The sequence below is a fragment of the Desulfurococcaceae archaeon MEX13E-LK6-19 genome, assembly GCA_029637525.1.
Lineage (GTDB): Archaea > Thermoproteota > Thermoprotei_A > Sulfolobales > Desulfurococcaceae > MEX13ELK6-19.
The window spans coordinates 1,623,797-1,649,013 of the sequence record CP072660.1 but is presented as its reverse complement, the minus strand read 5'-3'; the positions used below and the strand labels follow the sequence as shown (position 1 = coordinate 1,649,013).

The following is a 25,217-nucleotide window of genomic DNA, read 5'->3' as shown; positions in this document are numbered from 1 at the left end:
AGCTGTTATGTCACAAAGGTCTGGCGAAGTTGTATTAATAGGTCATTTAATAGGTGCTGATGTCTTCTATAGCTATTGGATGAGTGTATATCAAGATATTCAAACCCTGGGTATAACCCCTGTACTAGCTTCCTGATCTGGGTGAAACTGTATGAGAAAACATGGATATCTATTTGTCTCACTCATATTAGTTATTCTACTAACATCGACGACCATGCATATTGCTTTTGGTGTATTGGAGTATAGTAGTGTAGGTGGCAAAGAGCTGTATCATGTCTATAATTATGGAGATGTTATCGTATTTAGAGTAAATCGCCGGGTGTTCACATATGTTAACGGTAACTTCTACGTGTATATCTCGTCGACACCGAATGAGTTCTCCAGTCAAATAGATGAAATCACTGGTATTGTTTTTGAGAAGAATCAAATGCTAATACCCCCAGGTTTTGACCTCAACAATATCGATCTTGATTATGCTGAGAAAAATAAGATGAATTTAAGTACTGTAATGAATTTATTGAGTGAACGAGAAGACCCATATATTGTTTTTAGCTACTTCAATACAAGTATTAGCGGGCTTATCAAGTATAAAGTTGTAGCTAGGTATTTTCATCTAATAGGGCAAGTTGATGCCGAGAAGCTAGGCAATAGTGTTAGCTCGTTCAAGACATATTTACTAAGAATTGTTAAGAGTAAAAGTGAAGCACATTCCATACACTATATGCTAAGAAAATTCATGAACAGCCATGGAGTCCGGAAATACGATGTTGAGGAAATGATCGTGGTAGACGATAATGGTATCAAAGAAAACATCATAATATACATAGATAATGTAGAGCTACCGACAAATCTTCTCGAAGAACTTGGGAGACAAATAAAGAACTCGTTTAAACAAGTCAATACAGTAATAATACTAGACCAGCCCTGGAGTCCTTATAGTTACTACTATCTGCATAAAGATATTCTTTCTCCTCAACTCTACCATGTACTAAAGAATGAGATACCTTGTTTCAATGGCATAGGCTCTATGCAGCTATATATTGACTTCATACATTTGCGTAGTGATTGCGTAATAGATATGACGAATGGTAATACGGGTTTAGAAGAGTTTATAAATAAGATAGTATTCAAGTTGCAGAACATTGAAGAATATGGTGATCTATTTAAACAAGGCGCGTGGCTTATAATAATAGAGCCGCGTACGACAATTACAGCACAATTACCATCTACTGGGGAGGATGATATAGAAGACAATGAGACAGCAGGAGCTGTAGATAATAGTTTATACACAATCATTGTAATAGCTATTCTACTTTCAGCAATTTCATCTATGCTAATAGCTAAGAAGTATTTACCGGGAAGATAATAACCCTAAATAAACACCATATTATTTTTTCAAAATATTCGATGGGTATTGTAGTTTGTGTATCTACAGTCATTTATGGAAACCGGCCGGTTTCCAATAGTGTTGCTAACCGTTATGCTAGTGCTTGCTTTGTATTTTTATGCATATTCTATAGTGGGATTTAATGAGTTCTCCTAGGAACAAGGTTTTTGTTTTGTCTCCCCTGATCTTTATTATTGCTTTGTCTCCTCTAGGAGTTAGTTTTATTTCTTCTACCCTTAGCCCTAGGTGTTTGGCTGCCTCGGTTATTTCTTCGTAGTCTACTTCGGGTGGTTTCTCGAGCCCCTCTTGGAAAGTGGCTATGTTTCTTGCTATCATTGGGTGGCATAACTGGTTGTGGGTGTAGAGGTTCGCCATGCAGGCCATTGGGAATGTTTTGAGCCCGATTGCTCTGGCATGCTCTAGTATCCTGGTTTTGATATCGGTTGTGTCTATATCGACTTGTTCTGTTCCATGAGGAGTCTTCTTGAGTCTTCTCTTGATCTCTCTTGTATTGATCCCTATTTTCTCGAAGAGGAAGAGTATTCTCTCGGTTACCCTAAGCGAGCCAGCGACAACACCCACAGCGCCAGCTTTCTTGGCGCGCTCAAGGATCTCAGGATACTCCCTGTCATTAACACCGGGTATTATTGGGCGGAGAAACAGTATAGGTTTAAGTCCTGCTCGTGCCAGGTTCTCTATGCTTTCAAACCGCTCGTCGGGCGAGGGTGCTTTCGGCTCTAGTCTGCTACTATACTTTATCGTCACGATTGTGACGAGAGGGCTGATACCAGGCTCGAGCTTATAGAGTCTCTTCGCGTCGTCAAGCGATAAATATGCTTTCGTTGAGAACTGTATAGGGTTCCCTAGGAACCGGGATATAGCCTCAATATACTCGAAAGCCTTCTCTCTGGTTTTCTCCAGGAACGGCTCAGTAACAGAGCCCATGGCAATAAAAGTGCCCCTCGGACCCGGGATGAAGAACGGGTTGTTTGCAAGAGCATAAGCGAGCTCGAGGCCAGACAACGGGTAAGGCTTGGCGCCCCACTTAAACCCCATGTCAATGATGTAACAATAAAGACAAGCATAGTCACAGCCAACACCAGTATGGACAGTCATACCGCAAGGGCGAGGCCTCCTACGAGCATGGTAGTCACGGAGAGCACGCCTCCTAGAACCGGGATCAAGAAGTTTCTCTAGCTCCCTCTTAACATTCTCCTTAAACTCGATAACCTCAATAAGACTGCGTGGCTTATTCTTCAATACCATAGACTTTACACCATGGCTTCTACAAGAACTTATGTCCATTAACCAATATAAATACCATTGATATAGGCTCCTTAATTATAATTATGTTCATGAACCCCTACCCAAGGATTCGGTAATGTATTTATAAATTCGCTGTAAAACATCACATTAGCTTCTTCTCTTCTCCTAACCTCCCTCAATACTTTATCAACTGGTTACAAGCAATAGCTCGTTTACTATAGCTGTTGATACGTGTATTGGGTTGAAACGTTATGCCAGAGACCCCATGTTTAAACTGAGGACTGCTTGGAAATAGATTCATGCAATCTGATCAATGTATCGTATTTCATGTATGCTATTAGTAGTAATGCACCTACTAGGATCCATGAGAAGACGAAGCCTAGGATCATGTAGATCAATGTAGCGTTGCGGGCTCTCTTATACTCTTGTCTCTTAATGAGGTTGTTTACGTCGCCGAGGCCTAGAAATATTATGAAGTTTACTATGCCTGAGGCTAGCATAAACAATACGATGGCAAAAAGTATTCCTTTGAAAAAGAATGGCGGTGGCGATGTTGATGACTCAAGCATATGTGATGTTATTGCAAAGAGGAAGAGTGCATATGGTACCTCTATTATGAATATAATGAACGCTATTATTCTCGAAATAGTATTTAATGTCTTCACGAAGTTAGCTTCTTCAAGAAGCTCGTATTGGAGACTACTAGCGGTGTTAGACAATGATATTCACCTTGGTATAGCTATGTGGTTAATTGCGCTGTATCCATGGCAGATTATAGTGTTCCCAAACATACATTGTGTTATGAGTGCTAAATAAATTTTGTACTATGAATCATAGTAGTCAATTATAAGCATGATCTAAACATTGCTTCCACTTAAAACTAGCTATTGTTTAGTTGTTTTTACGCTTATCGTCACTCCAGCAGGGTCGCTTAGTACTGTTATGGACTTGTATTTCTTGTAAACATGTTTAATGTAGTTGGCTGTTAGGTCGCTATTTGATATAGTGTTGTGTGCCAAGATCACTGCTCCTTTAATCAAGTATTGTTCAAAGGCTTTAAGGTAATCGAGGTACTCATCTTTCTTCCCATCAATAAACAACAAGTTCACCTCGTCAGCAAAATCTCTAGGATTCCTTGCATCACTACAGACAAGCTCCACATGATCTATGAGGCCAAGCTTTTTGAGAAACATTCTAGCAGATTCTATACGTTCAGCTGATACATCATAAGAAACTAGCCTGCAACCAGTCTCCATACAGGCATGGGCAAGCCATAGTGTCGAGAAACCTCTGCCAGTACCTACTTCAACGACAATCCCCTTACTATAGTACCTGCAAGCAAACTTCGTCATGATGTATAGAAGGTAGGCAGTATTATAGTGGATTGGATTAGGGCCTTTAATAAATGATTCACGATAAACCTCTATGGTTCCTCTAAGAAAATCGTTGTCAAAACCCCTTCTAGCAAGTAACGCTATCCCTTTGCCAACGGGAATCCATGACCTAGCAAACCCTTGGGAAACAAGCTTTTTCACGAGAAAAGGATCCTTGTAAACACCAAGAATAGGCTCGTCAATAATCAAGACGCCGTTAAAACTCGTGGTAATGCTAGTAGCTACATCATTATTAATATAATCCATTGAAGTATACACGATATCGGCATCAACAAAACCACGGCTCTCAACTAGATCTATAGATAATCTATCGTCGCTAAGGTAACGAGATAATTCCTCACGTACACATTTACTAGGAACAATAATCTTACCACTATCCTTTCTTTCAATAACAATACTGGATAAAACATCAATAAAAACAAGAACAGGAATCTCCACGCCTGGCACACCCAAGTATCTTGATTGATTATATTTTATATTTAATTACTTAGCTGTTCATAAAATAAACGTCTTGTTAAATTAAATACAATTATCTTCTCTAAATAACGAAGCATGATATGGCAATGCTATTTGTACTCTATTTTCATGTATTTGCCTAGGTATTGTTCGTATTCTTCTTTATAGTTGTGGAGTTTTTCTAGTGGTTGCACACCTGGTTCTATGTTGTTTCTTAATGCGATATCTATTGTTTTCGCGTATACTAGTGCTGTGTAGAGTGTTGTTGCTGGTGGTTTCCCGTTTCCTCCTATAAGGTATGATAGGTGGCGTAGTGTTTGTTCTTTCTTCCTGGCTATAACCTCCAGTATGGCGATGTCTTTCGTTTTTATCGATAGTTTTTCTTCAAATAATTTCGCAGTCAGTTTCTTAGGCTCAACACGGACTCCATCGACTTCAACAGGTTTATCCTGGAAGAAGCCCAGTGTCTTCAGTAGCTTCATTGCTTGTAAATGTCCTGGATGCCTGATCGTTATTTCGGCCATTTTCTTGGCCTTTATGTTTCTTAGCATAGTCCTTAGCCCATCACTGTAGAATCCCTCGAATACTCCAAGCCCTTCTATCTCTACACGGTGGATTATCGACAAGGGGTCGACGTACTGTATCGTGTCGTTAAGAACTATCCGGGCTGGCCTAGTATACTCCTCTATTAAATCCAGTGGATTCCACGTGATAACATAGCCTATTGGGGGTACTGGCTCAACAGGTATGCCGCCAACATGTATGATGAGCTCGTCTAGCTCGCCACCCAGTTTATCCTGGAAGAACCCGGCTACGAGATTACTGTACCCGGGAGCAAACCCTGCATCGGGTACGTAGAAAACATTATTCTTCACGGCATCAAGGTCAAGAAGATAAGGGTCTTCGCGAATAAACGATACATCAACAACGTTTACTCCATGATTAATAACCTCCTTGGCGACACGGAACGCTACAATAGAAGGTAACGCTATACAAGCAAGAGAAGCCTCCGAAGCAACCCTAGCTATCTCGCTCGGAGAACTCGCTTTTACAAACTTAGCCCCAAGCTTCTCCGCCAAATCACTTCTATCAACAGCATCAATACAAGTAATACTATACCTGTCGCCATTAAGGTCTTTCAGAAAGAGTTCGAGAGCAAGAGAACCAACACGTCCAAGACCTATGAATACAATATCACTCAATACTTACAACACCCCATAGCCACGGTATTTCCACTATATACTATATTAAGCATGGTTATCTCAAACTTAGTATTAAAGGTGTATAATTAATAAAACTGGTACAGCAGGAGAAGACTGGCAAGCTATAGAGATAGTGTTTGTTACAAGCAATTTTCTTGGTTTGCCGGTATACATTACATATAAGTTCCATAGAGAAACCATGTAAAGACCAGCTATTTTGAATGAGAAGATCTTTTCTAGTCTTTATTTTAAGAGACTTTTGGTTTGAAAACCGCTTCAAGATAATCATGTTCATGCAAAACATACTTGGCATGTTCTGGGTCTTTTTCCTGTCTCTTCATAGAATTTATGGCGTATTTTCAAGAAACACGACACAGACTCTCTTGTTTTCTACGTTAACCTATTACTTGCTGATATAGGTTATTGATTACATTGTGATGTATTTGCTGGCCTGTTTGTATCTTTGCCAACCCATTATCTTGATTAAGTCATTTGGCTGTAGTTTCTTGTCCTTGCGTAGAGCAATTATTTTTCTAGCTGTACGGGGACCTATTCCTGGTACACGTATCAATCTTTCATAGGGATCATTATTTACGTCTACAGGGTACAAGTGCTTGTTCATTTTAGCATATAATACCTTGGGGTCTCCTGGCATGAGCATGCCGTTCCCGTCAACTATAGTCTTTATTTCGTCGAGAGTGAAACCATAGGCTCTCATGAGCTCTACTGCTTTTACTACTCTTAAGTACCTATGATGGTTAATAGGATTCTTGTTCTCAAGAGGGGTTTGTTTGTAGGGACGGAAACCACTTATGTAGATCCGGTCGACGCCTACTTGAAGAAGACGCCATACAGTCTCAATTACCTCGAGATCGGTTTCATCCAGAACACCAAGCATGATCTGCGTATCTATTCCCGATGAGAGGTAGCCTGGTCCACGTCTTTGCTCTCTCCGGAACTTCCTTTTCAGCCATACAAGCCATTCAATCCTTTTTATGATATCGTTGAGCCAATCTCCTTTACTAGGAGCAATCTCGTGGAATACGTGTCTAGGGGCTTCTATGTTGATGCCAGCTCTATCGGCTAGGACCGCGGCATGGAACAAGAGGTCTTTAGGTGTACCAGGCATTAGCCGTAGATGAATGTATCCACGATAACCCCTCTTTCTAAGTATTTCTACAATAGATAGCTCCTTCTCAACAACAGTCTCCGGATCGTTGAACAAGCTACTAGACAAGAATAAACCGTCTACACGGCGACTCTTATAGGCGTCTAGGAATACTCTAACTAGCTCGTCTTCTCTCCATGAAGCTCTAGGGTAGTTGCAGTGTCTGCTGAATGGACAATACTTACAATCCATTCTGCATGCATCAGAGTATAGAGTCTTGAATAACCTGTACTTAGGCTTCTTGTATAGGTCGATCCTATCCTTATCTAGTACAGCTCCCTTGATCAGTTGTTCATAAGACATAGCGGCTATTACCCTACTATTATAGACTGTTTTTTATACTGTGTTTACTCCCTATTGTTTAATTATCGCTCACCATAGTATACTCCACGATATGGCTTCAACGATTCTTCTTCCATCCTTATATAGACTAGTTGAGCTACCTGCACACCTTTCTGCAGCTTAACTCCATGGGGATTTTCTACAAGAAGTAGACCATAACCTCGCCCCTCATAGCCGGGGTCCCAAACAGCTGTGAAGAGGGTTACACCCATACGTAGTAGGCTTGACCTAGGTATGGCTAATGCTATTGTGTCACGAGGGATCTTAACGTATTCGTTATACCTAATGACATAAGCTCCTTTATCAAGATAGAAGTATCCCTCATGATCAGGCTCTAGGGCTCTATACTCAGGCAAAATCCTTTCATCAGTGCCAAGTACTCCCTGCGAAGCAGTAACATATACTTCGGCAAGTGTCAACTTAAGGCCACTGCAATCAATATTCTCGCTGCTGAACCCTAGGTCCACTAGTTTCTGTGGTGGGATGATCACGGCTCTATACACCTCTATGGAAAAGTTGCTGGCAGGTAGTCTTCTTAGAAACTAGGGGTTATCACTGATCTATTGGCTGGGTGTTGATGCAAGCTTATATATCCGTAATGGTCACCTAGTAGTTAGGAATATATGGAGTGTTCGGAACAAACCGAACAGTCGCGCGGGAGGGATGTGTTGATGACGTTTATCGCGAATAGTATTGGAAGATTAATGATGCTACTTGGGTTCCCGCCGGTAGCTGCCGCTATAGTAGCGATATTATTAGCTGAGGGTAGGCCATTGACTCTTAGTGAGTTGGCTGAGAAGACAGGGTATGCTAAAAGCCATTTGTCTTCGGCACTAAGGATTCTTGAGGAGAGGTTTCTTGTAGAGCTTAAACGTGGTAAACGCAGGAGTCTACTCATAAGTCTTAAGCCTGGTGCTATAGAGAAGGTAATAATGGATCATATCAGGGAGATAAGAGAGAATCTGAGAGCTGTTCTAGATTACACGCCTTCCGAGCTCTCTCACGGCATTGATTCGTTGATCAAGGAGCTTGATTCTCTTATCGAGAAGAAGGAGGTGAGAAGTAGTGAAAACCATGTTGTTTGAAGAGAATGCTTTCCATGTAATACTCGTCTACAATAATGGTAGCGATAGTGTGGCTACGACAGCTCTGGCTAAGTTGTATGAAATTGCTGTGAAGGGGTATAGGAGATTTATTATACACGTCATATCTCCTATGGGTAAGCCATATTATGTTGAGAAGCTAAGAGACCTTATCTCAAACAATATCGCTTATACATTAATCATAAAATACCGTGGACCCAATGTAGAAGACCTTGCTTCCCTGGCTCATGAAGTAAAGGACAAGCCTCATCTTGTTCTTGTCTCTCATGATATGATCGAATATTATAATGTTGCTCTAACTCGTGGCCTCTCTGTTGAGAAAATAAGTTAATTTCCTTTGGGTGATGCTCATGCCTGGCTATGAAGTTGTATTGTCTACAGATAGGACTATGATGAGTAACCATCACGGTAGAGAGTTCCTAGGCTTCCTTGCTACAGGCCCAGCCATAGGGGTTCCTGAGAAAGTTTGGATGTGGCTTGCAGCACCAAAGGTAAAAGTTGATAGTGAAGGCAAGCCTGTTGAAGCACCTTATGGCATGAGGAAGGTTGAGGCTAAACTTATTGAAGCAGGGTTTAAAGCTGCTATAATAGATCCTGATCACTTACATAAACATCTTGATACTATGAAGGTTCTCATGATAGGACACCATGATTTCTTCGCTTTATGCCCGCCTAGTAGTGAGTGGTGGATGATCTCGGGCAAGGAGCCGGTGAACAGAGTTAGCTTCAGGAAGTTCATGGAAAGTCCTGTTGTCAGGAAGGCTAAGGAGAAAGGCGTGAAGATCATTGTTGGAGGCCCAGCGGCATGGCAATGGATATGGGAGCTCGAAAGCTGGAAGAAATGGGGTGTAGATACTGTTATCGATGGTGAAGCTGAGAGAGTTATAGTTGATGTTGTAGAGAAAGCTTTGAACAATGAGCCTCTCCCAGACTACATCTATGTAGGACCCCGGGACAGCCCAAGTCTCGAAGAAATACCAGTCATAAAGGGTGCTAGTGTCAATGGTCTCGTGGAAATTATGAGGGGTTGTCCAAGAGGATGTAAATTCTGTTCAGTAACACTTAGGCCATTAAGGTTTATGCCGCTTGATATGATCAGGAAGGAAATAATGGTTAACCTGGAGAATGGTGTAAAGAATGTTATACTACATAGTGAAGATGTCTTACTCTACCATGCCGATGGAGTAAAACCAAGGCCTGAACCATTGATTAAACTCCATGAAATGACTAGAGATACCGTGCCAGGAAACATAGCTTGGAGTCATGCAAGTCTAGCCGCGATAAAATACGCTGAAGACGAGTACAAACTTGTATCAAAAATAATGCACGACATAATACTGATTAAACAAGATTTCTTAGGAGTAGAAGTAGGCATCGAGACTGGTAGCCCTAGGCTAGCAAAGATCATAATGCCGGGCAAAAGCCTCCCCTACCCACCAGAGAAATGGCCCGATGTAGTTGAAGATGCGTTCATGATAATGCATGAAAACAAGATAATACCGGCTGCAACAATTATCCTTGGACTACCTGAAGAAAAACCTGAAGATGTTATAGCGACAGCAGAGCTCATAGACAGGCTGAAACCGTACAGGAGTATCATAGTCCCGATGTTCTTTGTCCCAATGGGGGCATTGAAGAACAAGGACTGGTTTAGGAAACATTCACTGAAATCAGAGCACATAGATGTTTTGATAAAGACGCTGAATCACACACTATACTGGGCTGAAGATATAATGAACAAGTTCTATCTGAAAGAACCTTATCTGCTACCAGTTAGAGTCGGGTTAAAGCTCTTTATGCGGTATGTCAGGTGGAAAGTCAAGAAGGTAATACCGATGATAGAATCAATGATTAGGGAATAAATCCTTTAAATCAAGACCATATTTTTCTAAACCATACCTCTGTTCAATAGTATTTCCCTTATCAATTATGTGAACGATTCTATAGCCAAGACTATACAATGTAGCAGCGATAAACCTTCTATGACAATGCCATGGAAGCATCTCCCTACACATTATCACCGAGAACACGTTTCTCGAGTAACCATTCTCTACTATTTCGATCAAATGTTTGATGCCTTCTCTAAAACTAGGAGTCTTCATGTACTCTATGTAGTCTCCACGGAATCCACCTAGTTTGTCACCGAGCCAGAAATACTCTACGCTATGCTTTGGAAGGTTTTCTTCGAGAAAATCTCTACTATAATATTCTATTCTGCTTTTAGGGAACCTTCTAACATCGATAACGATCTTAATACCATAGTATGCAAGTATTCTCAAAAAAGAATCAAACCCTCTCGAATTGTAGCCTATCGTATATATTTTCTTCAAAGATAAAGCCACCATTTATATGTACAAAACTAAGGATGGAGTATACCAAGTAAAATCATTTCCTGAACTTATTTATTATCTCTATTAGTTCACCCAAATTCTTTGCTCCACGTACTCTCTCCATCTTCTCTATTTTACCATTAGAAACCTTCATTAGTATGGTTGTCGGCGAGGCATGGATATCGTATTCCTCGAAAGACTTCTTGGCGGCTTCTGATTTGCATTCACGTGCAAACCAGTCGCATAGTATGATAACGAACTCCGTATCATCCATTGTTCTACCAATGGTTTCTACATAGACATACCATGAGAAATCATATATACGGCAAGCGGGGCATCTAGTGTTGTCGAAGTAGATAATCCAGTATCCGTCTTTCCAGGGCTTAAAGGCTTCTCCATCAACCATTACTAGGTCCCATAGCTTGTCCTTCTTGTTATAAACATATACACCATGAGGGCTCTTTACATCGACTATCTTAACTCTCTTTAAAGGCTTTAAAGGCTTGACAACTACTTGGCTGCTCATAGTCTTCTCTTCCTTCTTTCGTGATATCAGGTTTTTTACAATCTTATCGAGTATGTTTTCAAGCTCTTTATCCGTATCCAAACCCCCCTGTCTACCCCCTCTTTCCCTCCAAATATACAACAACGTGCAGGTTATAAGACTGTAGCGTTTCTTTTATTAAGACAAAAACTATAACACACTAATACTTATTGGAACAATAGAATTTAGATGCCTAGACCCACTATTTATACGGCTTATCTTTTAATGTTTAAACTTTTGTTCCTTAGTGATAATGGGATGTAGATTAGTATTGTTTTCTTCAAAAACAGCCGCCATTGATAATGTGTTATGGTGTGTCGGAGTAGCTGGGGGATTCCTCATCCCTGGTTCTCGGGCACCCAACAGCTCTTCATCCACACCATTATATAGTATCTGGGTTGTTCCAGCCTATATTGTTTTGTTGTATTGCTATAGAGGTGGAGATATTAGCTAGTGATCCATATATGAAGGTGAACCTGGAAGGTGGTTACTGGCCTTGGTTTCTCCGAAGCGGCGGTGGAGGAGTAGTGAACGTATTGCTGTGGAGTTGCTTGAGTCTCTTGGCTACAGGGTTATAGAGCTTCGTAAGAAAATTAAAATTGATGGTGTTGAAGTGGGTGAAGTCGATGCTATTGTAGAGGATGAGAATGGTGTAAGGTATGCTGTTGAGATCAAGGCTGGTACCATAGATGTAACAGGGCTCAGGCAAGCCTACGTTAATGCACTCGTCCTTGGTCTAAAGCCTCTCGTTATAGCTAAGGGGTATTCTGATGAGTCCGCAGAGGCATTAGCCAAAGAGCTTGGAATAAAAGTTATTCTCTTGAGCGACTATTTCCTCGTGGAAGCTGAAGAACTAGAGCTCCTGATCAAGGAGGCTTTCGAGAGCATTATAGTGGAGTCAATAAACACAATTATGGTAGACAAACAGCTTACTCCAGAAGAGAAGAGAGTCATTGAGGCAATAGCTACATGCCCAACAATAGCTGATGCGGCAAAAACCCTTTCAACAGACATTAACAGCCTAGTGAAGAAGATAAGGTTTCTTCAAAACAAAGGATTGATCCCGAGGTCGACGAAATCATATAGCATGATACGGTATTATGCCTCTCTGCTCTTGTTAAAACAGAAAATCAATGAAGTATTAGAGCTCATAAAAGCAAGTGTTAGCAAGTAAGAGAGGAACAAATCATTCATACACAGCCAAAACCAGTAATCTGTGAGTTCTAAAATCTATTATCATAGAAAACTTTGTTGTATGCTGGGATTCAAGAAAATCATGGTGGCGGTGTAATAGAGTTTATCTAGCTATCTAGTAAAGGCGCGGGTTCATCTCTTGAGGAAATATGTGAGAAGATCGTTAGGGTCTGCAATAGTCATAGTGTAGTATTAAAAATTACTTTACAACATGTCTATCGACTGCTTCGGTAACTCTTACCACTTTTCCTTTTTCCTTATACACTCTGGGGGGACGTGTGGGGCTAGGTATACTGTTTTTGAAGCCCTATACACTGGTATGTAATGTTTCTTCAAGCAATCAACATCGACTACAAGTACTACGGGGGTACCGTGTCTCTTAGCGTTCTCGAAAGCATCTTCATAACTAGTTGTCATGTGAACAAACTTTCTCTTCATGGGCTTTAGTCCTTCCCTGAGTATGCTAGGTAATTTATCGACACTCGTGCCATGATATAGTCTCATACTTGGGTACTCCAACTGGTATTCAATAGAGACATCTATGCTATGCCCGTATCTAGCTCTTATTTTATCTTCGCGTATTTCAAAACGCCCCTTGGGGTCAAGAGTAGCTACGGCTATTATGTGTTCACGTGTAACCCACTGGTATAACTCTTTGTTCCTCCAATACTTTCGAATACCCTCAACAAGCTCGTCTATGGAAACCCAGCCCTCCTCAACAATCCTGAGTCGTGCTTCCCAGGGATAGTGTCTCAGCAGACCCGATAACAGCTTACTTAATCTAACTCTATGTCTAGCATCAAGAAGTAAGATGGCTTGTTTACCACAATGGAATGGTTCCTCAATGTATTTACCGCAAACCCTACACTTGTAGATGTTCTTTGTCAATTTCTGTAGCCTTCTCCTTTCATTAAGTCCAGTATTATGGAACAATACTTATGGGACTTATTTATTTTACTTCAAATAACTACTAACTCATTGATTCACGAAGAAATATGGTTACAATTGTTTATGCCTACGTAATGACTTGTGTTAGTTTTGTGGCTGCAGAATGATTTCTAGTTCGGAGAGCTCGTTTTTCAACATACTGCGTAGTTTTTCTACAAATTTTTGGTGAAAATACTTGATGTATATTAAGGTTGTAAAGAATATAGGGATCCCTCCCATTGTGAGGCTTAGGAAGAGGAAAATAAAAGTTTCATAAGCACCCATTCTCTCGAGTGATGTTGATATTAAGCTGAGGACCACAGTGGCTCCGGCAACACCTCTTAAATATGTTAGAAGTTGTTCACCAACGTTCATCACATTACCCGTTTTCTTGTTTTGGAAAAACCATTTACTGTCTATAACGACCCAGAGGAATGGAATAATAGAAGTTATGACGGTAGAGAATCCAAGTAAAAGTATTACAGGACTTTCCAGAACTTCTTCAAACCCTTGAATATCAAGATACCTAAGTGTGTAATTTATTAGCCCAAACATGAATAGTATAGGTAAAAACGATCTATTGATACCTTCGGTAAACAATAATTCCTTCAATGACATTTCCCGGGAGACCTTGGTTGCTAATAAGAAGTGTTCTCCTTTAAAGAACATTTGTGTTGCCTTAAATATTTTCCCAAATACTTTCTCGGATAGAATAATCTTGTTTACTAAAAACCATATAATAACTCCTATCAGAGTAGCCATTACTAAGAGCCAGAGACCATATATTACATAAATTAAGGTCATTAGAAAGAGTAGAAGCAACCATAGGATTCTCATTGTTTTTATTAAATCCAATGAATGCACCAACAATTTTTTGGATGTGTTATGTGAATCTGTATTATTATCACTAATAAACTTAACGGGCTTAGATAATGGATTCTTTTATGAAAACACATACTTAGATAAAAATTAGCGTTGTTTATTCTTTCTAGTATAGTGTTCAATAACTATTTTTAGTGCTCTATCTACACGTTTTCCAACGTCATCCATGTAGGGTATCTCGACAGTCTTATTTCGAAACAGTTCCTTATGCAGTTTTATTATTGCATCATGTATTCTCTTCGCATAGACTTTGTCTTCCCATCTTTCAGCGTCGGTAGTATAGAATGGTGCTTCTGTTGTGAGCAACACCAGGTCTACAAGATCTTTATACTTTAAAAGATCATTGTATATCTCTGGAACAGGTACGTTGTCTACACTGCAATATGCTTTTGCCACGAACCCGCCTCCGTCTTCGAGAACAATATCAGCTTTCACAAGGCCTTTAGTTAATTTCACGTATTCCTCTAAGTGTTTCTCAACAACTTTTTCCTCGAACAAAACCCTGTTGGTCCACGGAAGTATGCCTTTATCTCCCTTCTTTTTCTCTTCTCTAATAATCTCCCTAGCCCAATCCACTATGACATAAACACTATATCCTCTCTTCTGGAGTTCCTCAGAGAGTCCCTTGACCAGTGTAGTCTTCCCGGTACAAGGGCCTCCTGCTATGAGTACAAGGAGCAATTGTCTAACACCGTCAGCCATGGCGTTTTCGTATTTCCCTTGGGAGTAGTTGAAGAAGTGATATATAATGTTTTTCATTTGTTCTCCATGTGTACAAGTGTCTTGAACATTGGTGTATAGTTGGTGTACTATTGAGTTGTCTTTTATAGTATGGTAAACAAAGTGCTATCATGGTGGAAGAATGGCTGTGTTTAGTAGAGTTATTTTGTCAGTAGTATTAGTAACGCTGGTTGTTGTATCGGTGTTTATTATATTGCTTGGCCAACTAGAGGTAGGCTCGGAGGAGGGAAGTAAGAAGGATACTGGTTGTGTTCTCAAGAGTTTTAGTTCCTATAGCGAGCTTACAAGATTTCTACTTGAAAACACTAGGTACGCTAGTATTTTCTCTCAATTATGGCGGACTCATGAGAACACTATGGTCTACGGAGTACTTCAAGCGGCTACTCCAGCGGAAGCACTAAGTTCAAGAAGTGCTGGAGTCAAGTCCCCGGTTTATTCCCAAACAAATGTTCAGGTACAGGGTGTTGATGAACCTGAGATCGTTAAAACAGATGGCTACTATATATACTTCGCCAAGAAGAACATCGTGTATATTATAAAATCGTACCCGGTAAATGAGACGAAAATAGTGTCAAGTATTAATATAGCGGAGTTCTTGGGTGATCGTATAAAAAGCGGGTATCATGTAGTGGGCTTGTTTGTAGATAATGATAAACTAGTAGTAATAGTTACAGTGTATCAAATCTACATTTCTGCTCCAAGCATTATAATTGATGTAAGGTCTTCTAGTTATATTGAGACACCAACAACGATGCTATTGGTATTCAATATTTCCGATAAGAGTAATCCTAGACAACTATTGGTAAAGGAGGTTGATGGATACTACTTTACTGCTCGTCTTCTCAACAGTACTGTCTACTTGATAACAAGAAAATATATTGGATACTATAGTGAAGACGAGCTAGCGTATGCTATACCAGTATACGATGGGAAATACTTGCCGCCAACAAAAATATACATGCTGCAATCACCGTACAAAGACTACTATAATAGTTATACAATTATACTTGCTGTAAACCTAGAGACCCTTGATGCTGATGTAAAAGCTATCCTTATGCCGAGTAGTAGCTGGGTCTATGTTTCTCTTAACAACGTGTATCTTATAGCCTACAGGAGTTTCCATAATGAAATAAAACGCGAAATAATGGATATGCTGCAAGATATTATGGCAGATAAATTGGGATTGCTACCACCAGTAGACCCTCTGATCATTATCGAAGAGTATAGTAAACTGGATCCTAGCGAGAGACAAGAAATACTCAAGACCATCGAGGAGGAAATCAATGAAATCTATGTGAATAAGAGTATTAGTGGCTCTACAATATACAAGTTTAGGCTAAACAATACACAAGTAGACTTTGTAGCACAAGCAACAATACCCGGTAGTGTGCGAGACCAGTTCTCTATGGATGAATACAATGGATACTTTAGAGTAGCCACAACATCGAGTACAATTAAAAAGATCAAGGTAGACGAGATAACACTTCACTATGGTTATAAGTCCAGCGGTTCAGGAGCATCACTAAAATTACTTTACCCACACATCGTGACCACTACTACTATTAATAACATCTATGTTCTTGACGACAACCTAGAGATTAAAGGTTCCATAGAAGGGCTTGAACCCGGGGAAAGAATATATTCAACGAGATTCATAGGCGACCTTTGTTTCCTAGTGACTTACAGGAGAATAGACCCCTTGTACGCAATAGACCTTAGCAACCCCGAGGATCCTAAGGTACTTGGTTTCCTAAAGACTCTCGGTTTCAGTGAGTATTTGCACCCAATAAACGATAGCTTACTGCTAGGTATAGGATATGAAGCAGATGAGGAAGGGCGTATTCTAGGTCTAAAGGTAAGCCTCTATAACATAAGTGATCCCATGAATATAACCGAGGTCTCAAAACTCGTCTACGAACACGCTTGGTCTCCTGTACTATACGACTATAGGATATTTGTCTACAACCCCTACATGAACTACATTATGTTCCCAGCTACGATAAACCTAATTAATGCGACAAGAATTGTTGGTCAGCAACACCAGACCAGTAAGCTATTATATGCAGAGGGAATACTAGTCATAGAGCTGAACAAGAGCAAACTCCAGGAGAAATGCTTTATAGCACACGGTGACTGGGATCTAGTTAGATCGCTGTACGTAGATAAGTACATAGTGGTTGTAAGCTACAGCAAAATATTATTCATAGACTACGAAACACTGAAGATACTGGCTGAAATAGCATTGCCGTAAAGCAAAAACGTTATTCGCAACCTATTTTTGATTAATTCTAGTCTCGTACTCAATTGCATCTCTCTTTAGAAGCCATGAAACCACTGCTGACAAATATAAAAGATTTGAGAAACACAATACAGCATCATTAATATGCAAAACGATGTTATATCAGGAACTATGTGAAAAACTCCAAGGATGGGCATTAAGAAACGGATATGTGTTAAATATTCCTGCATTTTTAAAATGAAAACATAGAATGGCTTATATACTATTGAATATGTGGCTCACGATTTTGTTGAATATTGTACTATTAGTGCTCTAATGTAGTCGCCAGCGTCCTCGCAGGCATCTGCTGCTTCTTCTAGGTCTGTGTTGAATTCTTGTATCAGTATTGCTAGTGAATATGGTTTTATCTGGTCAGCATAGTCTAGGAGCATTCCTCTTATTGTAACGTTTATTTCGTCGGCTTCTTCCTCGAGGACTTCTATCTCGTCAATTAGTTTCCTCGCCTCATTGTATTTGCCTTCGATAAACATTGTTATTGCTTTGACAACTCTCTTGGATAATTCTTCTACTTTCGATATGAGTTCCTCTAGTTTCTCCCTTATGGGAGCAGGGATCTCTAGGTAAGGCATTATCGTTAATTCACGTGCTGCCTCTTTAACCCAGTCAGCGATTAAATCTACTCTCTTTATGAGGTGGAAGAAATCTTCTTTAAATTCTGGTTCTACTTGTTCTTTCTCCAAATGATCTATTATCTTCCTACGAATCTTGTCGGCATCTTTCTCGCTTCTCATCGAGTCAGCTAGTTTTACGCGTGCCTCACCTGTACGCATTCCGTTAAGCATTGATACAGCGTCTTCGAAGCTAGAGACGGTATCTTGGATTTTCTCCAGATAGGAGAATAAGAGAGGCTTTATCTTATTAATAAAATCAGCGTATTGATTCAATATTCTTCCCCAAGGGTTTTAGTGTAGCAGATTTACCTGCCGTGTAGACATAGCTAAAAAGAGATATTTATTCTTCTAGGCTGTGGATTTGTGTTTAAAACAAGGTACCTATATATAGTTCTTAGCGAATTCTATTACCCAAGGTGATCAAGAAGGTTGAGTAGTACCTTCAACCTTATAGTAACACATGAGCCTGGACCCGATAACTACCGGTACGTCGTTAGCATCTTACGGGAAATAATACCCGATCTCGTACTCGTTGATACTGGTCCAGCAGTACTTTTGTTTAAAGTAAAGGACCCTTATAGTGTTGTCGAAGAACTCTCTAAGAATAAGGATAAACTAAACATGGTCTATAGAGTTATACCTGTTGATAGAGTCACGGAGGCTTATGTTGAGACGGTGGCTGAAGAAGCCTCAAAGCTTGCTGAAGAAAAGATACCCAAAGACAAGACGTATAGGATCTCGCTTAGAGGCAGGCTGTATTGGAAGGAGACAAAGATGCCTGCCCACAGTCTCGACGCGATCAAGGTTATAGCAGAGAAAATAGATAGAACAGTAAGTCTTACACATCCAGACTACGTTGTGTACATAAGAAGTCTTAGGCTATATAGATCACGTAGAGTAGCAGCAATAACAGTGACTACTCCAGATAAAATACTATCGCTAGCCTCGGGCAAACCATGATATTTATATAATTACAACTGGTGCTAAGTTTTCTTAATCTATGAGTAAAGGAAAAGTAAAGTTGACGAAGATCTCTTTTATTTAACTAAGTCAAGTAGTTTGTTTAAAATTATTTCTCCTACTACAACAGGTGTTTCTATCCCTAGTTTTACTAGTACACGTGGATCTACTTCACCTACAAACCCTACTTCCTTTCCCTCAACTATAATTGATGCCGTTCTAGGTTCAAGTAGTCCCTTAATCTTCTTTTTCACAAGTTTATAGTCTATTTTTAGTGTTTCAAATAGAGTCCTTATGACAGCTAGTCCATCGGTTAGTGTAGTCTTCTCATGCGTTATAGCGAATCCTACTCTACGCTCTATTCTCGCCCCGGTATCAGCTGTTGGATCCACTATTGCTACATCTCCTATCTCGAAGAGTCTGAGCTCCTTCTTTCTCCCACTATTGAACACTATGACTTCCAGTAGCCCGGGTGTAAGCCATCTACGTAGACAAGTGTATTTCTCCATTTTCGGGTTCGATACCGTTATCAGTGGCTTGTCGTCTTCGAAAACCTGGTTCTGGATCCATGGATTGCTCATCATGTAGTTGGCTACTTCCGAGAACCCCATTCCAATAAATAGTGTCCTCATTAGTGACGACAAGTACTCTAGAGGATGTCTACGACCTGGATGTGTTGCTGGCGGCAGTTTTGTTGCAGCAGAGCCTATTACATCGTATCCTATAGCCATAGCCACGTCTTCGACAAGATCAATCCACTCCATAACATCTATACGGTATGGTGGTGCTTCAGCAACTACTTTCTCCCCACTAGATTCGACGATCTTGTACCCCATTTTCTTGAGTGCATTAATAATTCTTGGCGCCTCTAGTTCAATACCTATAATAGACGAAGCATCGCTATACTTTAGCTCAACAGTAACACCTTTGCTGCGCGGAGCTCTGATGGCTTCACCTGTAGGCATTATGGTGTCGACGAATATTATTCTTCTAGTCTTGCTTCTCTCGGCTACACTTGTAGCCATTATGGTGACCATGTCAACAACTATCCTTGGGTCAAGACCTGTTGAGTCGATTAGCACTCTCCTTGTATCTGGGGTGACCTTGTTTTCCTCAGCGTTTATTATGGGTGGTAGTGAGAGAATATTGCCCTCGCTATCACGTAGAATAGGGTATTTCTCCCAGTCAGCAATCAAGTGTCCATAGATCCTGCCTTTCTCCGTCTCCTTTAGGATCTCTCTTAAACTCAACAGACGAGTATCATCAAGAGGAACAAACTTCGTCTCATCGGGATCCACGAGTTCATAGTAGACTGGGAGCTTGATCTTATCGAGGTCATATAGTCCAATACTAGCTTTCCTACGATTCCTAGCATAAGTTATATGGAGCTTTTCCTGTAGGTTAAACAACTGCCTTATAGCCTCGTCATCAAGCTCGAGATCCTCCACGATAGCGAAAGCAATATAGGGTCTCTTTGGGACACCTTTGTTAAAACACTTAACGCCATTGTCTTCGAAAACAAAATCACCAAGGCCAATACCAAGCAGTAACCTCAAAGCCCTGCCGAGTCCTTCAGCACTAAACAAGTCCGGGCGGTCATGAGGGGCTTCATAAGATACTTTCTCAGAGTCAAGTTCTTCTATTTCACATTTAACACGTGGTAGTAGATCAATTATCTCGTCGTCACTAAGCTTTCGACCAACAAGTCTATCAAGATCCCATCTAGCAACCTCGATTACAGGCATACCCTAATGCACCCAGATTCGGTCTAAAGAAATGGAAGTATGGGTAAACCTAAAATATATTTTGCATGAACTTATATTAATTAGTCATTGAAGACAATAATCAGCTAGTTTATTCACGTCTTTAAAGTAGGCTTTTTGATTCTAGGTGGTATAAGCATTGTCGCAAAACAACATCATAAATAAGGTGGCAGAGATCATTATTAGGTCAAAATACTGTATAGCCTTTACTGGTGCAGGGATCTCTGCTGAAAGCGGTATACCTACTTTCCGTGGCCGTGATGGATTGTGGAAGAAGTATAGGCCAGAGGATCTCGCTACACCCGAGGCTTTCGCAAGAAACCCTGTTCTGGTATGGGAGTGGTATAAGTGGAGAATGGAGATAGTGTTCAAGGCGAAGCCTAACAGAGCCCATATCGCTCTCGCTGAGCTTGAGAAAATGGGTTTACTCAAATGTGTTATCACACAAAACGTTGATGGCCTCCATAGGGAGGCTGGTTCCAGGTGTATCGTAGAGCTTCATGGTAGTATAAGGAGGGTTAAGTGTATCGAATGTGATTATAAGAGTGTTGTTGATAAGCCACCAGAGGAGATCCCGCCTAAGTGTCCTATGTGCGGTGGGCTATTGCGCCCAGATGTTGTCTGGTTTGGAGAGCCTTTGCCAGAGGATGAGTGGAGGAAAGCTGTCGAGCATGCATCAAGAGCTGATACCGTACTAGTCATCGGTACTAGTGGTGTTGTCTATCCAGCAGCTTACATACCATATCTAGTTAAGGAGAACAATGGTATTGTAGTAGAGGTCAATATAGATGATACCCCTATAACTAGGATTGCCGATTATGTGTTGAGAGGAAAAGCAGGTGAAGTACTTTGGAGTATACTCGAGGCAGTTAAGGCTCTTTACAGAAAATAGCATTACATCCATTATATGGTATGGGTTTGCAGGAACACCATTATTATTAAGAGCTAATGGTGTATAGTATTCAAAGACTATGGTAAGATATATTTACAGGCAAAAAGCCCAGCTATATTCTGTATAAGGAGGAGCAGGAATGTCAGGTAGTAATACATCGGTTAATGAACTAGAGAAAATACTTGAGTACGAAATAGAGTGTCCTATGTGCAGGACCCAGATGAAAGTAGAAGAATACCTGTATAACATGCCTATGGTGGGGAAAGTCCTGATAGCCAGTGGGAGATGCAGAGAGTGTGGATACAGATTCAATGATGTACGTTTAGCAGAGCCACGTGGTCCCAGAAGAATAATCTATAGGGTTGAGCAGCCAGGTGATGAAAACGCTCTCGTGATAAGGGCTTCTACAGCATCAATAAGAATACCCGAGCTAGGAATAGAAATCACGCCTGGCCCAGCGTCCACAGGCTATATAACGACTGTTGAAGGAATACTAATGGATGTTCTCGAGAAAGTAGAATTCCTGTGTTCCACAGGTGAGGCATCTAAGGAGAAATGTGAAGAAGTCAAGAAAGCTATAAGAGAAGCCATGGACGCGAGAAAGAAGTTTACACTCATAATAGAAGATCCCGAAGGTGTTTCAGCAATATTATCAGACAAAGCTGTTATAGAGGCCTACACACAAGAAGAAGCAGCGGGTGATGAGTGAGACGAGGAGAAAATACACCTTCGGACCTGTTCCGTCGAGAAGACTAGGGCTATCACTGGGAGTCAATAACATTCCATTTAAGCACTGTAGTTATTCGTGCATATACTGCCAAGCTGGTGAAACAATTAATTTAATCATAGATCGAAGAGAATTCTATGATCCCTATGAGATCTCCTCAGAAGTAATAAATGTTGTAGATAAACTTGAGAAAAAACCCGATTATATAACGTTTGTTCCAGATGGAGAACCAACACTTGATATAAATCTTGGTAAGGAGGCCGAGCTTATTAAGGAATCAATAAATATTCCATTAGCAATACTGACGAATTCATCGCTATTGTATAGAGATGATGTACGAAGGGATCTCATGATTTTTGATTTGGTATCACTGAAAATCGATACTGTTTACGAGCAAACTTTCAAAAAGATAAATAGACCACATAAAGAATTATCTCTAAAAAGAATTCTTGAAGGCATAGTGATTTTCTCTGACGAATACAAGGGTACGATCATTACTGAGACAATGCTTGTTGCAGACGTTAATACTCATGTAAAAGAGTACTTGGGTATTGCTGAGTTCCTAAAGAAAATCAAGGTAAGCAGAGCATACATAATGATCCCAACGAGACCCCCTGCTTTAAAATGGGTTAAACCGCCAGCAGACAACGAAGTAATTACTGCTTATGATGTTTTTGTTGAAAAACTTGGTAGAGACAAAGTATACTTGACTACATCTTATGAGGGAACAGGTTTTGTTGTATCTTCAAGAGACTTCATTAATGAAATAATGAACATTATATCTGTTCATCCGCTTAGACTTGACTATTTCGAAGAACTGGCTCGACAGAAAAGAATTGACCCTAAGAAAATACTCGACATGGTTTTGAAGCAGGGTTTAGTTGAACTAGTTGAGTATGGTGAACACAAGTTCCTGGTAAAGAAGAGATAGAGGCCTTGAGTCTATGGTTTTTATAGTGTCTTAAACAATATTTAGCTAGGCTAGGCTCATTGCTAATTCATAAGTTTTTCTAAGGAAATCATTTAGGTTCTCTTTATCAAGTCTTGCAGCTACATATAGTCTCTTTAATTTAGGGACAACTGCAACATGGTTTATCATGTGTGGGTTTTTGAGCGAGGATATGTAGTCCACGAGTTTTTGAGCCATACTCTTTTGAGTATAGATTAAGTAGTAATCTTTCCCATTAATCTTTGTTTTTTCAACCTTCATTTTCTCAATATTCTTTATAGCCCTCTTTACTCCTAGTCTATAGTATCCTTTCTTAACTACGTGGGCTTCAACAATCATTTCTCTATTATAGTTAAATATTAGATAGACTTTGTCGTGTCTCGATGTTAGTCTTGCTATAGGCATGTAGAGTAGACTTTGTCTAGGCAGCAACAGGACTGTTGCATGTATTGTGGATAGTGTTTTCCGGTATATTTTATAGAAAGCTGTGTAGCCGACGTAGATTCCTATGATGGTGTAATTCTTGTCTTTGGGGTCGAATATTTTCTCCATTGCTCTTATGCTATGCTCGAGGATCTTTAGGTTTATTCTTCTACCCTTATAGAATTGGAGGACAGAAACAGCGGCTAGAATAAATGTGAGTACTAGTAGGAAATAGATCACTAGGTAGTCCATTACTCTACACCATGGTGGTACTTAGCTCATTACTTAGTCTATGTTCTTGATGTAGATGAGCAGTTTTTCTAAGTCTTTTAATCCGCGTGGTTCTTTAGGCTGATATGGTATCTTGACTATAGTAGTATCCTTAAATATTTTCTCAGCTTCTTTAATGGCTTTCTCTTCTTGTTCGAGCCTGGGTTTGAGTTCATCGGGTAATTCTTTGATTGCCAGTACCTTATTTATAGCTATGTATTTTGTATTGATTTTTATTCTTTTCAGGAAATCATAGGCTCTCTTGGCTTCAAGTATTGTTAGTGTTTCAGGGTTTACGATCATCACTATATTTGTTGTACTTGGGTCTGTGAGTATATTGTTTATGAACTCATATTCTTTCTTAAGGCCTACTAGTTCTTGGTATATAGGGTCTTCAGATACTTCAACAGGTATTTTCATTTTCTTGCCAGCTATAGTTATTTCCTGTTGTTCACCAATTGTTTTCGCTATTATTTTCCTCTTTTCCAGGATAGCAAGTCTTAACTCGATTAGTTTATCGATCCAAATAATTGATATTGTTGGCAACGCCATTATCCTGAGAGTTAGACCTGTAGGTGGGGTATCGAAGACAATTACATCGAATTTCTTCTCCATACCATATTCTTTTATTATCTCGATTATTTTCTCGAGAGCAGCTTGTTCTTCTATTCCAGGCGAGTGGCTTAGTACATCAATGTACTTTTCTAGATTGAATATACGTAGGTAGCCATAGATGTCCTTGATTTTCTCGGTAAGAGTTTTCAAGTGTTTTTCAACCATTTTATCGTAGTTGACCTCTATTGCTACAAGATTACGTGTGATCTTAGTTGGTTTGTCGCCAAGCTCAACACCAAGAACGTCGCCAAGATTATGAGCTGGGTCAAGGCTCACGATGAGAGTCTTCTTGTTTTCACTAGCATTCTTCAGGGCGTAGGCTGAGGCTATTGTTGTTTTTCCCACACCACCTTTTCCCATGAACAACCTTATTTTGAAATCATGTTTCAAGCATAGATCACCAGAGTACATTATCTAATCTAATTTTATTCTATATCAAATAATCCAGCCATCTCGCCTAACATATCATCAAGTCTTTCACTTATTCTTGTCATTACAAGTAGTTCCCGGCCCATATAGGGGAGTATTCTTAGGGATATGAATGTAGGTGGGCTCGGGAGGCCTATGAATGAGCCTATTGTAATTAAGGCGAATATGTTCTCCAATTCCCTAAGTTCTACTTCTATGTATTCAACTGCTTTGCCCTTGAATATCCCTGTTATTATATCTATTATGCCACGTTTTTTCTTACTCAAAACACGCCCCCACTTAACTTCTGTTTAAAACAGTAATTTATGAAACTATGTAGTAAAGAAAGGTTTTCCCGGGTATT

General features: G+C 40.0%; 26 protein-coding genes. 10 read left to right on the top strand and 16 right to left on the bottom strand.

Annotated features, from left to right (window positions below):
- The first annotated feature begins 151 nt into the window (after positions 1–151).
- Positions 152–1,366, top strand: a complete 1,215-nt coding sequence (locus J4526_08540; protein WFO75106.1) for a hypothetical protein — start codon at positions 152–154, stop codon at positions 1,364–1,366.
- 117 nt (positions 1,367–1,483) lie between these two features.
- On the opposite strand, the gene J4526_08535 is transcribed toward J4526_08540, so the two are convergent.
- The 6 genes from J4526_08535 to J4526_08510 form a co-directional block, all read right to left on the bottom strand.
- Entirely contained in the window at positions 1,484–2,653 is a 1,170-nt protein-coding gene (locus J4526_08535) for a radical SAM protein (GenBank protein WFO75105.1), read from the bottom strand.
- A gap of 269 nt (positions 2,654–2,922) precedes the next feature.
- Positions 2,923–3,372: a hypothetical protein gene (locus tag J4526_08530; GenBank protein ID WFO75104.1), complete on the bottom strand. Its 450-nt coding sequence runs from the start codon at positions 3,370–3,372 to the stop codon at positions 2,923–2,925.
- A 165-nt stretch (positions 3,373–3,537) separates the two neighbouring features.
- Positions 3,538–4,485 (bottom strand): class I SAM-dependent methyltransferase, encoded by a 948-nt coding sequence (locus tag J4526_08525; protein WFO75103.1) that lies wholly within the window; start codon positions 4,483–4,485, stop codon positions 3,538–3,540.
- A gap of 128 nt (positions 4,486–4,613) precedes the next feature.
- Complete coding sequence (locus tag J4526_08520) at positions 4,614–5,705, bottom strand: saccharopine dehydrogenase NADP-binding domain-containing protein (GenBank protein ID WFO75102.1); 1,092 nt, start codon at positions 5,703–5,705, stop codon at positions 4,614–4,616.
- Between the two features lie 427 nt (positions 5,706–6,132).
- Positions 6,133–7,176, bottom strand: coding sequence for a hypothetical protein (locus tag J4526_08515; protein WFO75101.1), 1,044 nt, complete (start codon positions 7,174–7,176; stop codon positions 6,133–6,135).
- Between the two features lie 62 nt (positions 7,177–7,238).
- Positions 7,239–7,706, bottom strand: a complete 468-nt coding sequence (locus J4526_08510) for a deoxyuridine 5'-triphosphate nucleotidohydrolase (GenBank protein ID WFO75100.1) — start codon at positions 7,704–7,706, stop codon at positions 7,239–7,241.
- Between the two features lie 177 nt (positions 7,707–7,883).
- Here J4526_08510 and J4526_08505 point away from each other — a divergent pair, with 177 nt between their 5' ends.
- The 3 genes from J4526_08505 to J4526_08495 are packed head-to-tail and all read left to right on the top strand — an operon-like array spanning position 7,884 to position 10,180.
- A complete protein-coding gene (locus tag J4526_08505; protein WFO75099.1) occupies positions 7,884–8,300 on the top strand; it encodes a helix-turn-helix domain-containing protein in 417 nt (138 codons plus the stop codon).
- The gene (locus J4526_08500; GenBank protein ID WFO75098.1) at positions 8,281–8,649 is read left to right on the top strand and encodes a hypothetical protein; all 369 of its coding nucleotides are present in this window, start codon (positions 8,281–8,283) and stop codon (positions 8,647–8,649) included. Before J4526_08505 ends, J4526_08500 begins: the two co-directional genes overlap by 20 nt.
- A gap of 19 nt (positions 8,650–8,668) precedes the next feature.
- A complete protein-coding gene (locus J4526_08495; GenBank protein ID WFO75097.1) occupies positions 8,669–10,180 on the top strand; it encodes a B12-binding domain-containing radical SAM protein in 1,512 nt (503 codons plus the stop codon).
- Here J4526_08495 and J4526_08490 read toward each other — a convergent pair.
- Both J4526_08490 and J4526_08485 read right to left on the bottom strand, forming a co-directional pair.
- Positions 10,163–10,648 carry a DUF488 family protein gene (locus J4526_08490; GenBank protein WFO75096.1) on the bottom strand — a complete coding sequence of 162 codons (486 nt, stop codon included), beginning with the start codon at positions 10,646–10,648 and terminating at the stop codon, positions 10,163–10,165. The two genes, J4526_08495 and J4526_08490, sit on opposite strands and share 18 nt — an antisense overlap.
- A 55-nt stretch (positions 10,649–10,703) precedes the next feature.
- Positions 10,704–11,255 (bottom strand): hypothetical protein, encoded by a 552-nt coding sequence (locus J4526_08485; protein WFO75095.1) that lies wholly within the window; start codon positions 11,253–11,255, stop codon positions 10,704–10,706.
- A gap of 433 nt (positions 11,256–11,688) precedes the next feature.
- Here J4526_08485 and J4526_08480 point away from each other — a divergent pair, with 433 nt between their 5' ends.
- Positions 11,689–12,366, top strand: coding sequence for a restriction endonuclease (locus J4526_08480; protein ID WFO75094.1), 678 nt, complete (start codon positions 11,689–11,691; stop codon positions 12,364–12,366).
- 257 nt (positions 12,367–12,623) lie between these two features.
- On the opposite strand, the gene J4526_08475 is transcribed toward J4526_08480, so the two are convergent.
- The 3 genes from J4526_08475 to J4526_08465 all read right to left on the bottom strand — a co-directional run bounded on the left by J4526_08475 (position 12,624) and on the right by J4526_08465 (position 14,954).
- The gene (locus J4526_08475; protein ID WFO75093.1) at positions 12,624–13,274 is read right to left on the bottom strand and encodes an RNA 2'-phosphotransferase; all 651 of its coding nucleotides are present in this window, start codon (positions 13,272–13,274) and stop codon (positions 12,624–12,626) included.
- Positions 13,275–13,418: 144 nt separating this feature from the next.
- Entirely contained in the window at positions 13,419–14,168 is a 750-nt protein-coding gene (locus J4526_08470; GenBank protein WFO75092.1) for a hypothetical protein, read from the bottom strand.
- Between the two features lie 114 nt (positions 14,169–14,282).
- Positions 14,283–14,954 carry an ATP-binding protein gene (locus tag J4526_08465; protein WFO75091.1) on the bottom strand — a complete coding sequence of 224 codons (672 nt, stop codon included), beginning with the start codon at positions 14,952–14,954 and terminating at the stop codon, positions 14,283–14,285.
- Positions 14,955–15,057: 103 nt separating this feature from the next.
- Here J4526_08465 and J4526_08460 point away from each other — a divergent pair, with 103 nt between their 5' ends.
- Positions 15,058–17,187, top strand: coding sequence for a beta-propeller domain-containing protein (locus tag J4526_08460; GenBank protein WFO75090.1), 2,130 nt, complete (start codon positions 15,058–15,060; stop codon positions 17,185–17,187).
- Between the two features lie 266 nt (positions 17,188–17,453).
- Here the strand turns inward: J4526_08460 and J4526_08455 are convergent, their stop codons facing one another.
- Positions 17,454–18,098, bottom strand: a complete 645-nt coding sequence (locus tag J4526_08455; protein WFO76387.1) for a DUF47 family protein — start codon at positions 18,096–18,098, stop codon at positions 17,454–17,456.
- Between the two features lie 177 nt (positions 18,099–18,275).
- Here J4526_08455 and J4526_08450 point away from each other — a divergent pair, with 177 nt between their 5' ends.
- The gene (locus tag J4526_08450) at positions 18,276–18,806 is read left to right on the top strand and encodes a THUMP domain-containing protein (protein WFO75089.1); all 531 of its coding nucleotides are present in this window, start codon (positions 18,276–18,278) and stop codon (positions 18,804–18,806) included.
- Between the two features lie 77 nt (positions 18,807–18,883).
- Here the strand turns inward: J4526_08450 and J4526_08445 are convergent, their stop codons facing one another.
- Positions 18,884–20,551: a phenylalanine--tRNA ligase subunit beta gene (locus J4526_08445; GenBank protein ID WFO75088.1), complete on the bottom strand. Its 1,668-nt coding sequence runs from the start codon at positions 20,549–20,551 to the stop codon at positions 18,884–18,886.
- A 157-nt stretch (positions 20,552–20,708) separates the two neighbouring features.
- Here J4526_08445 and J4526_08440 point away from each other — a divergent pair, with 157 nt between their 5' ends.
- From J4526_08440 to J4526_08430, 3 genes are all read left to right on the top strand, one after another.
- Positions 20,709–21,461 carry an NAD-dependent deacylase gene (locus tag J4526_08440; GenBank protein ID WFO75087.1) on the top strand — a complete coding sequence of 251 codons (753 nt, stop codon included), beginning with the start codon at positions 20,709–20,711 and terminating at the stop codon, positions 21,459–21,461.
- A gap of 139 nt (positions 21,462–21,600) precedes the next feature.
- Complete coding sequence (locus tag J4526_08435) at positions 21,601–22,170, top strand: ZPR1 zinc finger domain-containing protein (protein ID WFO75086.1); 570 nt, start codon at positions 21,601–21,603, stop codon at positions 22,168–22,170.
- A complete protein-coding gene (locus J4526_08430; protein ID WFO75085.1) occupies positions 22,163–23,119 on the top strand; it encodes a radical SAM protein in 957 nt (318 codons plus the stop codon). Before J4526_08435 ends, J4526_08430 begins: the two co-directional genes overlap by 8 nt.
- Positions 23,120–23,164: 45 nt before the next feature.
- Here the strand turns inward: J4526_08430 and J4526_08425 are convergent, their stop codons facing one another.
- The 3 genes from J4526_08425 to J4526_08415 are packed head-to-tail and all read right to left on the bottom strand — an operon-like array spanning position 23,165 to position 25,140.
- The gene (locus tag J4526_08425; GenBank protein ID WFO75084.1) at positions 23,165–23,812 is read right to left on the bottom strand and encodes a hypothetical protein; all 648 of its coding nucleotides are present in this window, start codon (positions 23,810–23,812) and stop codon (positions 23,165–23,167) included.
- 33 nt (positions 23,813–23,845) lie between these two features.
- Positions 23,846–24,835: an ArsA family ATPase gene (locus tag J4526_08420; GenBank protein WFO75083.1), complete on the bottom strand. Its 990-nt coding sequence runs from the start codon at positions 24,833–24,835 to the stop codon at positions 23,846–23,848.
- A gap of 35 nt (positions 24,836–24,870) precedes the next feature.
- Positions 24,871–25,140 (bottom strand): hypothetical protein, encoded by a 270-nt coding sequence (locus tag J4526_08415; protein WFO75082.1) that lies wholly within the window; start codon positions 25,138–25,140, stop codon positions 24,871–24,873.
- Between the last annotated feature and the right edge of the window lie 77 nt (positions 25,141–25,217).